Origin of the sequence: Novosphingobium sp. B 225 (assembly GCF_002198665.1) — a bacterium.
Taxonomy (GTDB): domain Bacteria; phylum Pseudomonadota; class Alphaproteobacteria; order Sphingomonadales; family Sphingomonadaceae; genus Novosphingobium.
Window position 1 is genome coordinate 17,592 of sequence record NZ_MWLM01000041.1, and the last position, 13,935, is coordinate 31,526.

Below are 13,935 nucleotides of genomic sequence, written 5' to 3' on the forward strand. Positions count from 1 at the left end.
GGCATTGCACTAGCGGGGGAATCATGCGCTGGAAAGCGCCTCTAGCGCGGCATTCCACGACAGAAGAATTGCACCGTGGCGACCTGGAAAGTCACGCGCCGGAGCAATCGCGGCCAGTCCAGGCCACGCCGGCAGTTCCCCCTCCCCTGACAACCAGGTTCGCAGTTCCTCAAGTGACTGCGAGATTTCCGCGCGCGTCTTGCCTTTGGCCGCGGCCGCAAAAATCGCCGCTGCGGCTTGTCCAATGGCGCATGCCTGAGCCCGCAGGCCGACCCTGTGGATTGCAGCTTGATCGTCGAGGTCCAAACCCAGCTCCAGTCGACTGCCACACGCAGCCGATCGTGCCGAACCGCGCAGCGGCAGGTCATCAAGCAGCGGATAGTGAGCGAGCCCGGTGGCAAGCCCCAGCACTTCGGGCGTGTAAAGCTGGGCAGTGCTGGCCATTCTAAGTGGACTTGGAATGCTTCGGTTTGGTTGGTTTTTCCGCTTTGTCGAGCTTGTCCTGCTCAGCCTCAACCGCAGCTCGGCGACGCTCGGCAATCATGCTCACCAAGGCTTCGCTTGCCGTATTGACGTAAGGATAGGAACGCGCCTGGGTAATCCAGGTCGGCCGTCCGCCGATCCCCCAAACCGTATCATAACCCAGCACCAGCACCGAAAAAGCCATAACGGCGATGATCGCACCTTTGATTCCGCCAAAACCAAAGCCAAGCAGTCGATCTATCGGGCCCAGCACCGATTCCCGGCTGGCTTGTCCAAGGCGGTCCGCCAGCAGCTTGAAAATCATGTAAGGGACCAGCAAGAGCAGCGCGAAAGCCAGCACTGCTGCCCCATTTTCCGTGCCAACGAACGGAGAAAGGCTTTGCGTCAGCGGCGTGTGAAGGTTGTGGATCGCAACAAGCGACAGAACCCATGCCGCAACCGCGAACACTTCCTGGACTAGTCCCCGCATGAAGCCGGTGATCGCGCCCAGCCCGATCAGGATCATGATGGCAATATCGAAACCCGTCATGGCAAGGAGAATTAGGCTTCGCCCATGATCCGGTCAACAAGGTTCGGCAACAAGGCCAGGCCACGATAGCGCGACCCATCGCTTGCACCGGGCAGCTCAGCGGGTCCAAAGGCGGTGCCGAAGCCCAATTTTGCGGCTTCGCGCAGGCGGATCGATCCGTGGGCTACCGGACGAATCTCGCCGGCGAGTGATACTTCACCAAACCAGACAGCCTCGGCCGGCAGGGGTTTGTCCGCCAATGCCGAAACCAGTGCCGCAGCAACTGCGAGATCGGCAGCGGGATCGGTCAGCCGATATCCGCCAGCAACATTGAGATAGACCTCGCACGACGAAAAGTTCAGCCCGCAGCGCGCCTCGAGCACGGCCAGCAGCATTGCCATGCGGCCATTGTCCCAGCCCACCACCGCGCGGCGCGGAGTTGCGCCGCTGGCCAGCCGCACAATCAGGGCCTGGACTTCAATCAGCACCGGCCGGGTGCCTTCCATGGCGGGGAAAACCGCACTGCCTGCCACCGGCGAATCCCGACCCGATAGAAACAGCAGCGATGGATTGCCGACTTCTTTCAGCCCCTGCCCTTCCATCGCGAAGACACCGATTTCGTCGACCGGCCCAAACCGGTTCTTCAGGCTGCGCAAAATGCGATACTGGTGGCTGCGTTCGCCTTCAAAGCTCATCACCACGTCAACCATGTGTTCCAGCACACGGGGCCCCGCGATGCTGCCATCCTTGGTGACATGGCCGACCAGTACCAAAGCGGTATTGGTCTGCTTGGCGAAACGGATCAGTTCAAAGGCGCAGCCGCGCACCTGGCTGACGGTGCCCGGCGCTCCCTCAATCGTATCGGAATGCATGGTCTGGATCGAATCGATCACCAACAATGCGGGTGGTTCCATCTGGCCAAGGGTGGTCAGGATGTCCCGCACCGAAGTGGCCGCCGCGAGCTGGATCGGGGCGTTGGCCAGGCCCAGCCGTTCGGCCCGCAGCCGCACCTGCCCCGCCGCTTCCTCACCGCTGATATAGATCGCCGCGCCGCCGCTGTTGGCCACACTGGCGGCGGCTTGCAGCAGCAAGGTTGACTTGCCGATACCCGGATCACCGCCCATCAGAATTGCGCTGCCGGGAACCAGGCCACCGCCCAGCGCCCGGTCAAATTCCGCTATGCCCGTGGTTCGCCGTTGCAGAACTTCACCAGGTGCATCAAGTGGTTCAAACCGGATCGCGCGGCCACCCGATGAAAGATCGTGTTTTGCGGAGAAGACTGTCTCGGGCGCTTCCTCTGCCAGGGTGTTCCATTCCCCGCAATCGGCGCACTGCCCCTGCCAGCGGTGAGTAACACTGCCACAGGCCTGGCAGACATAGCGGCGTTTGGGCTTGGCCATAGCTGTGCGATAAATGGAACGTAGCAAGAACGCAAGCAGGTCCTTGGTATTTTCACGCAAGCAGGCGCTTGGCGTAATTCATCATAATCTGCCACAGTAAGCCTATGCGCCAAAAGGAACTACGCATCGCACTGGTCTGTTATGGCGGGGTAAGCCTGGCAGTTTACATGCACGGTGTAACCAAGGAGCTGTGGAAGCTCGCCCGTGCCAGCCGTGCGCAGATTGCAGGTGAGCAGGCCGATGGGGATACGGAAAAGGTATATGCCCGGCTGCTCGATCTGATTGAACGGCGGCACAACCTGCGATTGCGTGTGCTGCCCGATATCGTTGCTGGCGCGAGCGCTGGAGGGATCAACGGTGTGTTCCTGGCTCAGGCCGTCCATTCTGGGCAAAGTCTGGAGCCACTTACCGAACTGTGGCTGGAACGGGCCGATGTGGATGTGCTGCTCGATCCCGACGCCCGGCCGTGGTCGCGGATCAGCAAGTTTTGGGCGCTGCCACTGGTCTACTGGATGCTCAAGCGTCCCGGTAACGTTGTCAGTGCCAGCGTAGCGAAAGAAACCCGCAGCGAAGTGCGCGCCAAGCTGTCGCGATTGATCCGTTCGCGCTGGTTCGAGCCGCCGTTTGGCGGGCTCGGATTCTCGCGACTGCTGGCAGAGGCGCTGGACGCAATGGCCCGCGGGCCGACAGGGATGCCACTGTTGCCTGCTGGGCACCCGCTTGATCTGTTTGTCACTGCGACTGATTTCAAAGGTCACCTTGAACGGCTCCATCTCCACTCCCCTGAAACGATTGAGGAAAGCGAGCACCGGCTTTCAATCGGGTTCCGCGCCCATACGCCGGAGTTGCCCGGCGGAAAACTCGCGCCCCCGCTCGAGCTGGTTTATGCTGCGCGTGCGACCGCAAGTTTCCCGGGAGCCTTCCCCTCGCTGGAGTTGGCCGAGATCGACGCGCTGGCCAAGGAACGCGGGGACAGCTGGAACAGCCGCACTGCATTCGTTGAGCGGATCATGCCCGAACACAGCCAGCGCGGGGATGCCGATCACGTTTCGCTGATCGACGGATCAGTACTGGTCAATGCTCCCTTTGCCGAGGCCATGCAGGTGCTGCGCGATCGGCCGGCGCAACGCGAGGTCGACCGGCGCTTCGTCTATATCGACCCCAAACCGGACCGGGTTGGCGGCCTCAAGCTGGGTGATCCGCGGGCACCGGGTTTTTTTTCGGTGATCTTCGGCTCGCTTAGCTCCATCCCGCGCGAGCAGCCGGTGCGAGATAATCTGGAAGAAATTGCGGTGCGATCGCGTGAGCTGGGGGCATTGCGACATTTGATAGAAGCGCTGCGGCCTGAAATCGAAGAGGCTGTTGAGGCCGAATTTGGCCGCACCTTGTTCCTGGATCGACCGACGCAGGAACGCATGACCAAGTGGCGCGGGCGGGCCCAGGAATCTGCCGCGCGGCGCGCAGGCTTTGCCTATCATGGCTATGGCCAGGTCAAGTTCGCTGGAATTCTGGAGAGCCTGGCCGAAGATATTCTGGCTGCCTCGCCTGAACTGATGCTGCCCAATGCTTCACCCATTGCCGAGCATCTGGAGCGGCACCTTGCGGCGCATGGGCTGGATCGGCTTTCGGCCTTGCGCGGCGGTGCATCGCCGGAGGCGATCGAATTTTATCGCGAGCACGATTTGCGATACCGGATCCGACGCTTGCGTCTGCTCGCGCGTCGCTTGTCAGAGGATTGGGACGATATCGACGCCCAATACCCTGCCGCGCGTGAGGAGCTGCGTGATGTGGTGTATCGCGCGCTGGCGCTATATTTCGATCGGGAGACGAGCTCGGCGTTGGGAAGGGATTTCCCGGATATCGCACGCCAGGTGTTCGAACATCCGCAACTGGTGCTCGATTCCATGGCCAACCGTCGTCAGTTGGGGGCTACCGACCTGGTTGCCGATGCCCTGTTGGCCGAAGCGCTGCAACAGGTCCCGCGCGAGCTGCGGCGACGGGTTCTGCTCACCTACCTGGGTTTCCCCTACTACGATACAGTGACCCTGCCGTTGCTGCTTGGGATCGGCACAACGGAAATCGAGCCGGCCAAAGTGGACCGGATAAGCCCCAATGATTGCAATTCGATTCGTCCCGGGGGCGCCAAAGAGACTTTGCGTGGAGTGGAATTCTACAACTTCGGTGCGTTCTTCAGCCGCGCCTATCGTGAGAATGATTACCTGTGGGGGAGACTGCATGGGGCAGAACGGATGATCGATCTGGTCGCGTCCAGTTTACCTAACGGTTCCATCCTTGAGCCCGCTGAGTTGGCCTTGCTGAAGCGAGATGCCTTCCTGGAGATATTGGCAGCGGAGGAAGGCCGATTGCTTGCCGATCCCTTGATGGTGCCAGGGATCAGGGCAGAGGTTGAGGCCGGCGGTGCCGTTTAGGATCCGCTTGCCAAAACGAAAAAGGGCAGCCTTCTACAGGCCGCCCTTTCCCTCTCCAGCCGGATAAATCTGTCAGAGCCCGGCAATCGCCCCGTCGACCAGAGCCTTGTCGGCCTTGGCGTCGTGGTTAGCCTGAATCAACCCGCGTGCAGCTGTAGCAGCTACATCGGCAGCCTTTGCGCGCAGTTCGGCGACGGCCCCACGTTCGGCTGCGGCGATCTTGTCTTCAGCCATCTTTTCACGGCGAGCGACCAGATCAGCGGTGTCCGTCTCGGCCTTGGCAACGATTGCATCGGCTTCGTGCCTGGCATGGGCCAACATATCCGCCGCTTCCTTTTCAGCATTGGCGATTTTGTCAGAATATTCCTTGCGCAGCGCTTCAGCTTCTGCGCGCAGGCTCTTGGCTTCGTCGAGTTGCTTGCGAATCTCGGCGATGCTTGAATCCAGTCCCGAGGTGACCACACCGGGAACCTTTTTCCATACCATGATCGCAATCAGGACGGCCATCGATAGCGCGACCCACATGCCGGGGGTCATCCCCAGTGCAATCGGTTCAACCTCATGCGCGCCTTCGGCAGCGGCGGCGAGCAGCAGCAGATTAGCCATTGAGCGCCTCCTTAACAGCAGCCTGGGCGGCCTTGGCATCGACTGTCACGCCGGCGAGGCGGGCGGCGATGTCAGTCGCGGCATCGGCTGCGACCTTTTCGATTTCCTTGAGCGCGCCGTTCCGTGCGCTGGCAATGCGTGTTTCAGCTTCGCTAACGCGGGCCTCAATTTTAGCCTGGGCGCTGGCGAGACGAATTTCACTGGCCTTGGCGGCTTCAGCCTTTGCCGAAGAAATCAAAGCCAGAGCTTCACCACGCTGTTTGCCTGATTGAATCCGCCACGCCTCTTCTTCTGCATCGGCCGCAGACCGCGCAGCCTCTGCGGCGGCAAGGTCGGCAGCGATCTGGCTGTCACGTGCTTCAACGGTGGCCATGACCTTGGGCACCATGCCCCGGCCAATGACAAAGAAGATGAAGCCGAAGAAGATCAGCAGCCAGAACACCTGGCTGGCATAAGTCTCGGCGAGCTGCGAGATTTGAGGCATCGGGGTGTCCGCATTGGTCCGGCCGGCCCGCGATCAACATGTGAACGCGGTGCCCGGCCGGTCAGGTATCAGAATCGTTCGATCAGGCGACGAAGATCAGGATCATCGCGACGACGAACGAGAGCAGGCCCAGAAGTTCGGCGGCCGCGAAGCCGATGAACAGGCGGCCCTGCTGGCCGTCAGCCGCGCCAGGATTGCGCAGGGCGCTTTCCAGGAACGAACCGAACACGTTGCCCACGCCGATGGCGGCCATGCCGGCACCGATGGCAGCGAGACCAGCACCGATCAGCTTTGCGCTTGCAGGTTCCATGGTATTAACTCCTTTTCCTTGAATTCCGTTGGATGGATTTGAAAACTCAGTGAAGATTCTCTGCGTCGTTGAGATACAGCGACGTCAGGAGAGCGAAAACGTAAGCCTGGATGCCTGCCACCAGCAGCTCGAGCGCGCAAATCGCGACCATCAGCAGAAAGCTGGGAACGCCGACGATGCTGCCCCACAGCGGGCCGGAATTGGCACTTCCGATCACAAAGCTCGACAAGACTTCCAGCAGCACGTGGCCGGCCATCATCGCCACGAACAGTCGCAGGGCCAGGCTGAACGGACGGACCAGGAACGAGATCAGTTCGATGATCGGGATCAGCCAAAGCAGCCACCAAGGCGTGCCGTGCGGTACGAACAGCGAGAAGAAGTGCAGCCCGTGGCGGGCAAAGCCGACGATCAGCACGATCGCGAACGACATGATTGCCAGCACACCGGTAACGGTGAAGTGGCTGGTCGGGGTAAAGGGATGTACGCCCAGCAGCGTCAAGGGCAACAGCCCGAGCAGGTTGGCGAACAGGATGAAGCAGAAGATCGAGAAGATGTAAGGTACATACTTCTTGCCCGCCGGGCCGATATTGGCGGCGAGCAGGTTATCGATAAACCCGGTCAGGCTTTCTACCGCCATCTGCCAGCGGCCCGGCACCAGCTCGCGCTTCATGCCGCCCCAGACGAAGACAAGCAGCGCCACTGTGGTGATCGCCATCCACAGCGCCGAGTTAGTGAAAGCGATGTTATGGCCCGCAAGCTGCCAGTGATCGGTGCCGAACATCGGCTCGATCGCAAACTGGTGCATCGGATCGACTTTTCCGCCTTCAGCTGCCACGCGTTCCGCCTCTTTTTAATTCGTCATATGCGCAGCAGCGCCCATTATTCGGGGCGCTGCGACGACATCCGGATGATGCTCCTGAAGGCGACAACGATCCCAAGGGACATCACCACCAACAGACCCCAGGGCGCGGTTCCGGCGAACTGGTCAATGACCCATCCGACAAACGCTCCGCCACCGATACCCCCCAGCAACTCCGCCAGAACCCTGCTTCCGAGGCGATAGCTCGCATCGGATTCAACGGTTCCCAGCGGCTGATTACGCTGCTCTTCCCGCTCTTTCGCGGCCTTGAGCCGCGCTTCGAGCGCGTCGATCCGCGCGTCTTCGCCAATGGGCTCTCGTGCAGGTGGCTCGTCGTTCATGCCAGCTCCCCTGAATGCAGGCAAACACGGCACGGGCAACGGCTGCCCGCCGAGGGCGCCGCCCCCTTAGCAGTCACGGCATTCAAGTCAACACCAACGAAAGGGCCTCCCCCCAGCATGTGTGGAGGGAGGCCCCGATTGCCTCAAATCATTGTCGCAAATCAGCCCGGGCAGCGACCGTCGAGTAAGGGCGGCGCGCCGGTGCGAGTGTACCATTTGCCATCGGGGCCTTCGTACCTTTCACCAGGCACAGTGCGCTTGATCGCGATACAGCCCGAGGTGAAGGCGTAATCGTCGATCGTCGCCTTCTGCGCCTCAGCCTTGTCGGCATAGATCGCGCGGCGCTTGATGTTGATGTCTTCAGCCATGTGGCGAATATCAGCGCTGGGCGGCACCGGAAAGCCCAGATAGCCGTCGGTCCCTTCACCCACCTGCCCGGCAGCGCGCGCGGCAGCATAGGCCGGATCGCGGCTTTGCGCCGAGGCGGGCGCGGCTATCGCCAGTGCGGCGAGCACCAGGCCGCCCGCCACCAGCGCGGCAGGGCGATGCTTTGTGCGGTCACCAAGGGCAATCCCAAGGGCTGTCATTGTCATTCTCCATCCAAACTCAAAATATGCCGGAGTTCTCATCAATCGTCTTGTCGGCATCAGCCGCCAGACGATAGACTACCTCCTGCTTGATGTTGATGTTGAGCTCGATCACGATCGGCTTGTCCGGTGCATTTACCGAAATGCACCCGCCGAGCGCCAAGGCGCCGCCCATCACCATCCCCAGCGCGCTCACGCTTTGCCAGGTCGGCCACCGTTTCCCTGTTGTGTACCTGTCCATCGGACCGGTTGTCGCAAGCAAGGCGCGGTTGGTCAATTGCGGGATCATCTTGGCCGGTTCCTGCTGACTGGGGGCTGAATAACCGGGCTTTTTTCCGCGGGCGGCGTCGGCGTCGGTGAAGGTTCGGGATCGGGGGCAGCGGCGGGGTCCAGCTGTTCGCCTTTGCTCCCGATAAGTCCGAGAGAACGCGGATCGCGGACATAGCTGTCATCGTACAGCCCCTTGAATGAAGTTACGAGCCGCTGGAACGGGGCCTTGATGTTGACGTTGAACTGGATCGGCAGCCCTGCCAGCCGCCGCGTGATGAAGTTCTTTTTGGCGAGACTGCCCTGTTTCACACCCTCGATCTTGAGCCGGGTCGTAATGTCACCATCCAGCGCACCATCGAGCCCGATCTGCATCCGTCTGAAATCCAGCGAGCGGAGCGTCTGGAACGCAAAGTTCCCCATTGGCGACAGGTCCTTGTAGGTCAATTCACCGATATAAGAGAGGTTGCCGCCCGGCGGCCTTGAGACCAGCAGTCCACCCTTTATCCAGCCACCATCCTGATCGAATACCAGTGGCAGTTCACCATCGAAATAACCGTTGGCAGCCAGATTGCCGAGTTGCAGCCGTTCGATAAACAGCGCGGCGCTGATCCCGCTTACCTTAAGGGTAAAACGCCGCACTTCCGACGCGCCAAGGACCATGCGGGTTGGCTGCAATTGCAGCGTCCCGTCGATGAAAGGCCAGTTCGCGCCGTTGACCTGAAGAACATGGCCGGGCTGCAACGCGAACGATACTTCACCATCGTTGACTTCGATCCCGGGGTTGATCGATTTGATCTTGAGCCGCTGATCCGGCGCGGTGACCAACCCGAGCAAATCGTCAAATACCACCGATCCCGAAACGCCTTCTGCCGGGCCAAATGCGGCGGCAAAATCCAGCTTGTCGGTAGAAAAGCGCCCGGTACTGGTGACTTTGTCCGGGTTCCAGTCGATCCGCCCAGTCCCGCTAACCGTCCCGCGTGCGTTAGCGATGACGCCCAAGGCGAGGTAACTGATCGTATCGGGCTGGACCAGCTTGTCGAACAGCAGGCCGGGCACGGTGAGGTCAGCGCTGCCGCGTCCATTCGACAGGTTGTGGAAGATGTGGGCGTTGGCAACTTCGCGGTCACTGACCGGTTCACGGAGCAGCGCGTTGGCGACGATCTGATTATCCACCAGCGAAAGCGTGGCATCGCGCGCGACCAGGGGCCGGAAGCGATCTTCGGCCTCGCGGTCTTGGAGTCGGAACATGCCATTGCTGATGGTCAACTTGCCATCGGCAAACCGCCAATCGCCGTCGGCAGCCAGAATATCCAGAGGCACAGCGGCAAGGTTCACATCGGTACCGGTGAAGTGCCCGGTCACGTCTTTGCCGATTTTGGCTGTCAGGTTGGAAAGTGTGAACTGATTGGCTTCAGCGATTGGCCCCAGCGAAACCTGCACCTGCTTTGCCGCGAGGGTCCCAGGAACGGCAAACCCGATCGGGCCACTTGCAATACGGATCGGGGTGGCGCCGAGCCTGCCACTGGCATTGAGCGAGGGGGCCCCCGCCGCGAACCGTGTGCCGCGCGAATCGCTCCGCAAGATCGCGCCCTCTGGCCCCGGACAAAGCGTCAGCGTGCGCGAATCCAGAGTGACATTGAACAGACTGAGACTGCGAAAGGCGAACGGCGTGCAATGCCGCAATGCCGACAGGCCGCGCGCAGCAGACCAATTACCTTCTACCGGCAAGTCGAGCTGGTCAGCACGTCCGCCGGGCAGTTTTCCGCTGGCGCGTGCCCGACCGGAGAAGCCCAGCGTGCCTTGCGGCGAAAGCACCATTGACAGATTGGTCAGTGCAAGCGCTGCATCGCCTGCACGGTATTCAGGCATAGAGAACCGCGCGAGAACTTGTCCGCTCGCTTGCCGCTCGATCCGCCCGGTCAGATGCGGAAGGTCCGCGCCGCCGGTTACCAGATTGCCCGAAATATGCGGGCCACGTTTGCCGCCAAAGGCAAGTTGTAGCTGCGACACAGCCAATACCTGCGCGCCGGAGCCGCCGGTCAGACTGCCGCGTGGAACGACCATCGAGGTCAGCGCGCCGGTCCGCCGCAGGACATAGGCAGCGCTCAACACGCTTCCGCGCCCTTCGCGCGCCAGACCCTGGCGCAATTTGCCGATCAGCGGTGCAACCAGGGTTCCATCCAGCGACTTCTGATTGCTCGCCAACGCACCATCCAGCCCTTGCCCCGGCTGCACATCGCGCCCGCCGATCGTACCTTCGCTGTCGATCGCGGTGAAGTTGTCGTGGCTGCGTAGCATCCCGTCCAAGGCCAAGGTGCGCGCCCGCATGGCACCCGACAGGCCCTTGCCGGACAGCTTGTAGCTGGCAGTCAGGTCACCGCCTTTGAGGGTAAACCGGCTTGCGCCGGTCAGTCCGGTGACGGCCTGCCCGGCAGCGCGCACGGCGCCGCTGGAAAGTACCGCTTCTCCTGTCACACTATCGAACATCGCGGTCGTGCCCGCTTCGAGCTGCAAGGCCGCATTGGCCATACTAACGCCGGGGCAGCTGAGACCGCTACTGCGCAGCGGGCCAGTGAATTGGGGTTTGCCGCTGCTGGTCCGGACCGTGCCATAGGCCGTTGCCTGAGTAACACGGCACCTGCCGAACCGCGCTTCGGGGATGACCGCGGCAGCTGTGCCTGTGAAGCCGTTTTTAAGGTTACCCAGCCCCTCTGCCTTGATCCCGCTGACACCCCACGGCGTTTCGATCCGGGCGCGGGCGTCGCTCAGCACCAGATCGAGATCGGGTAGTCCAGCGGGGCCACCCCCCTGTCCCTCCAGCACCGAATCGAGCTTGCCAAAGCTGATTTTTCCGTCCTTGAACGCACCAAAGAGCCGGGCCTTCACCAGCACGACCTTACCAATCGTTGGCACGCCAAGGGTTGGCTCGATATCAATCTCGACCCGTTCGGCCGTGAAATCGGGTTGCGAAGGATCGCCGATCACCACGTTGCGCAGCACCTGGTGGCGCAGGCCGACAGAATCGATCGTGTACTTTCCGGGCAGCTTGTACTTGTCGAGCTGGCTGGCGATGATCTTGTCGGCCAGAGTCTCGCGGCTCAGCCACAGGCCTCCAAGCGCTAACGCGGAAACGCCCAGCACGATACCCAGCACGGTCCAGCCCGGACGGCGTTTGCCCGACTTGGGCAACTCGTCCGCAGGTTCCGGCGCAAGTTCAGGGGGTTCGGCTGCGGCCTCGTCCATCTTACCATGCTTGCGCGTTCGCGCCGGGAAAGGCAATGCTGCTTTGGTGAATGCACTTTTCGGCGGGAAGGAATCGCGTGACAGACAGCGCTGAGGATTCGCACCAGGGGTTGGGCCACCGCGCCCGGCTTCGCGCGCGCCTGCTGGGCGGAGGTAGCGAAGCGCTGGCCGATTACGAAGTGCTTGAATATCTGCTGATGACGGCGATTCCGCGCAGAGATGTGAAGCCATTGGCCAAGAGCCTGATCGCCCGGTACGGGAACCTCGCCGGGGTGTTCAACGCCGATGCAGCGGCGCTAGCCAAGCATCCGGGAATGGGTGAAACCAGCGCTGCCGCATTGAAGGTCGTCGCTCTTGCCGCACGGCGTATGGCCCGCACCGGGGTGCAGGACCAGCCGGTGCTGGGCAATTGGCAGGCCTTGCTCGATTACTTGACGATCGACATGGCGCATCTGACCCATGAACGAGTGCGGGTGCTCTATCTCGATACCCGCAACCGCCTGATCCGCGATCACCTGATCAGCGAAGGCAGCGTGGACGAAGCCGCAATTCACCCGCGCGAAGTGGTCAAGCAGGCGCTTGATAGCGGAGCAACGGCGCTAATTCTGGTCCACAACCACCCTTCGGGTTCACCCGAGCCGAGCCGCGCCGATATTCAGATCACACAACGTATCGCAGAGGCCGGCCGCTTGCTGGGGATTGTCGTGCATGACCACGTGATCATCGGGCGGCAAGGCCACGTCAGTTTGAAAGCCAAGGGCCTGATCTGACATGTGCGTCGCAGCAATCGCCTGGCTGGCACATCCGCGTTGGAGACTGGTCGCAATCGGCAATCGGGATGAATTGCACAGCCGGCTGACTTCCTCCTTGGCCGGTTGGGATAATGGGGTGATCGCCGGGCGCGATCTTGAGGCGGGTGGAACCTGGCTGGGAGTGCATCCGGCGGGACGGTTTGCCCTGGTGACCAATTACCGCGCTGAAGGCTATCCGCGTCCCGAGTTTGCTTCTCGCGGCGGGCTGGTGACCGGTTGGCTTGAGCACGAAGCGTTGGGGGACACTGGGCGGATGAACCCGTTCAATTTGTTTGCCGCCAACCGGTTGGGAGCCGCAATCCACACCAATTATCCCAAGCCGCAGCGGTATGACCTGGAGCGTGGCATTCACGGTCTGTCCAACGGCGCGTTCGGCGAACCCTGGCCAAAAACGCGATTGCTGGAGGCTGCGTTGTCGGGCTGGCTCGAAGCCGGGGAGGATGATCCCGCCCCTCTATTTGCGGCGCTGGCCGATCGCCGGCTGAACCCAATGCTCGCTTTGTCTGGCCCGACGCCAGAATTCTCGGGCGTGTTCATCGCCAACCCGCTTTACGGCACCCGGGCCAGCACAGTGGTCATGGTCGATGCCGATGGGCGCGGGCGGATCATCGAGCGAGGCTTTGGCGCGGATGGGCTAGGGATCGGGGAAAAATCAATTACGTTCGACTGGTAAACCTTCCTCCCCTGCATGCGGAAGAACCAGCCGGTGTTACTCCGTCAGCCCGTCCCAGACTTCCTTTATCCGGTCAAAAAAACCTTTGCTCTGCGGGCATTCCTCGCCGGTTTCAGTGGCCTGAAGTTCCTGCAGCAGTTCCTTCTGCCGCGCAGAAAGTTTAGTCGGGGTCTCGACCATTATCTCGATCACCAGATCGCCGCGCCCACGCCCTTGCAGCACTGGCATGCCGACCCCACGCTTGCGCAGTTGCTTGCCAGACTGGATGCCGGCCGGAATGCTGACCGTAGTCACTTCGCCGTCGAGCCCCGGCAGCTCAATCTCCCCGCCGAGCGCGGCGGTGGTGAACGTGATGGGCACGCGGGTGATCAGCGTGGTCCCGTCGCGGTCAAAAACCGAATGGCGGCGGATGTGGATGAAGATGTAGAGGTCACCCGGAGGCGCGCCGAACGGCCCGGCCTCGCCTTTGCCGGCCAACCGGATGCGGGTGCCTGTATCGACGCCGGGGGGAATGGAAACGTCCAGAGTTTGAGGCTTGTCGACGCGGCCTTCGCCCCGGCATGACCGGCATGGTTTTTCGATGACTTCGCCGCGGCCGTGACAGGTCGGGCAGGTGCGCTCGACCATGAAGAAGCCTTGCTGCGCGCGAACCTGGCCGTGCCCGCCGCACAGGTTGCAGCGCCGCGTCCCGGTTCCGGGTTCTGCGCCCGAGCCATCGCAGGGTTCGCAGCGGGTGCTGACTTCGATTTGCACTTCGGCCTGCTTGCCATGGAACGCCTCTTCCAGGCTGACTTCCATATCATAGCGCAGGTCGGCACCGCGACGAGCCTGCTGACGTCCGCCGCCCTGCCCAAACGCGCTGCCGAAGATCGTTTCGAAGATATCGCCGAGATCGGAAAATCCGCCGCCAGCCCCAGCCCCGGGGCCGCC

At 61.8% G+C, this 13,935-nt stretch carries 15 protein-coding genes; 3 read left to right on the forward strand and 12 right to left on the reverse strand.

The window, feature by feature from the left end:
* Positions 1–21 precede the first annotated feature (21 nt).
* From MNBBLIKP_RS07390 to radA, 3 genes are read right to left on the reverse strand one after another with little or no spacing between them, the layout of a single operon-like run.
* Entirely contained in the window at positions 22–444 is a 423-nt protein-coding gene (locus tag MNBBLIKP_RS07390; RefSeq protein ID WP_176399705.1) for an iron-sulfur cluster assembly scaffold protein, read from the reverse strand.
* Between the two features lies 1 nt (position 445).
* A complete protein-coding gene (locus MNBBLIKP_RS07395; protein WP_088309018.1) occupies positions 446–1,012 on the reverse strand; it encodes a CvpA family protein in 567 nt (188 codons plus the stop codon).
* An 11-nt stretch (positions 1,013–1,023) separates the two neighbouring features.
* Entirely contained in the window at positions 1,024–2,391 is a 1,368-nt protein-coding gene (gene radA, locus MNBBLIKP_RS07400; RefSeq protein ID WP_088309020.1) for a DNA repair protein RadA, read from the reverse strand.
* Between the two features lie 104 nt (positions 2,392–2,495).
* Here radA and MNBBLIKP_RS07405 point away from each other — a divergent pair, with 104 nt between their 5' ends.
* Complete coding sequence (locus tag MNBBLIKP_RS07405; RefSeq protein WP_088309022.1) at positions 2,496–4,820, forward strand: patatin-like protein; 2,325 nt, start codon at positions 2,496–2,498, stop codon at positions 4,818–4,820.
* A gap of 72 nt (positions 4,821–4,892) precedes the next feature.
* Here MNBBLIKP_RS07405 and MNBBLIKP_RS07410 read toward each other — a convergent pair whose 3' ends face one another.
* The 8 genes from MNBBLIKP_RS07410 to MNBBLIKP_RS07445 all read right to left on the reverse strand — a co-directional run bounded on the left by MNBBLIKP_RS07410 (position 4,893) and on the right by MNBBLIKP_RS07445 (position 11,520).
* Positions 4,893–5,426 carry a F0F1 ATP synthase subunit B family protein gene (locus MNBBLIKP_RS07410; RefSeq protein WP_088309024.1) on the reverse strand — a complete coding sequence of 178 codons (534 nt, stop codon included), beginning with the start codon at positions 5,424–5,426 and terminating at the stop codon, positions 4,893–4,895.
* Entirely contained in the window at positions 5,419–5,910 is a 492-nt protein-coding gene (locus tag MNBBLIKP_RS07415) for a F0F1 ATP synthase subunit B family protein (RefSeq protein WP_088309026.1), read from the reverse strand. The genes MNBBLIKP_RS07410 and MNBBLIKP_RS07415 overlap by 8 nt, the downstream gene beginning before the upstream one ends.
* A gap of 82 nt (positions 5,911–5,992) precedes the next feature.
* Positions 5,993–6,220: a F0F1 ATP synthase subunit C gene (locus tag MNBBLIKP_RS07420; protein WP_054122335.1), complete on the reverse strand. Its 228-nt coding sequence runs from the start codon at positions 6,218–6,220 to the stop codon at positions 5,993–5,995.
* 46 nt (positions 6,221–6,266) lie between these two features.
* The gene (locus MNBBLIKP_RS07425; RefSeq protein WP_088309028.1) at positions 6,267–7,055 is read right to left on the reverse strand and encodes a F0F1 ATP synthase subunit A; all 789 of its coding nucleotides are present in this window, start codon (positions 7,053–7,055) and stop codon (positions 6,267–6,269) included.
* Between the two features lie 44 nt (positions 7,056–7,099).
* Positions 7,100–7,420: an AtpZ/AtpI family protein gene (locus tag MNBBLIKP_RS07430; RefSeq protein WP_088309030.1), complete on the reverse strand. Its 321-nt coding sequence runs from the start codon at positions 7,418–7,420 to the stop codon at positions 7,100–7,102.
* 161 nt (positions 7,421–7,581) lie between these two features.
* The gene (locus MNBBLIKP_RS07435; protein WP_088309032.1) at positions 7,582–8,007 is read right to left on the reverse strand and encodes a YdbL family protein; all 426 of its coding nucleotides are present in this window, start codon (positions 8,005–8,007) and stop codon (positions 7,582–7,584) included.
* Between the two features lie 19 nt (positions 8,008–8,026).
* Positions 8,027–8,296 (reverse strand): YnbE family lipoprotein, encoded by a 270-nt coding sequence (locus tag MNBBLIKP_RS18255; protein ID WP_254912952.1) that lies wholly within the window; start codon positions 8,294–8,296, stop codon positions 8,027–8,029.
* The gene (locus MNBBLIKP_RS07445; protein ID WP_088309034.1) at positions 8,293–11,520 is read right to left on the reverse strand and encodes an intermembrane phospholipid transport protein YdbH family protein; all 3,228 of its coding nucleotides are present in this window, start codon (positions 11,518–11,520) and stop codon (positions 8,293–8,295) included. Before MNBBLIKP_RS07445 ends, MNBBLIKP_RS18255 begins: the two co-directional genes overlap by 4 nt.
* A 77-nt stretch (positions 11,521–11,597) precedes the next feature.
* On the opposite strand from MNBBLIKP_RS07445, the gene radC reads away from it, so the two are divergent.
* Both radC and MNBBLIKP_RS07455 read left to right on the forward strand, forming a co-directional pair.
* Positions 11,598–12,290: a RadC family protein gene (gene radC, locus MNBBLIKP_RS07450; protein ID WP_441339267.1), complete on the forward strand. Its 693-nt coding sequence runs from the start codon at positions 11,598–11,600 to the stop codon at positions 12,288–12,290.
* A 1-nt stretch (position 12,291) separates the two neighbouring features.
* Complete coding sequence (locus tag MNBBLIKP_RS07455; RefSeq protein ID WP_088309038.1) at positions 12,292–13,005, forward strand: NRDE family protein; 714 nt, start codon at positions 12,292–12,294, stop codon at positions 13,003–13,005.
* A 36-nt stretch (positions 13,006–13,041) separates the two neighbouring features.
* On the opposite strand, the gene MNBBLIKP_RS07460 is transcribed toward MNBBLIKP_RS07455, so the two are convergent.
* A partial coding sequence (locus MNBBLIKP_RS07460; RefSeq protein WP_088309040.1) for a molecular chaperone DnaJ occupies positions 13,042–13,935 on the reverse strand: 894 nt, incomplete at its 5' end.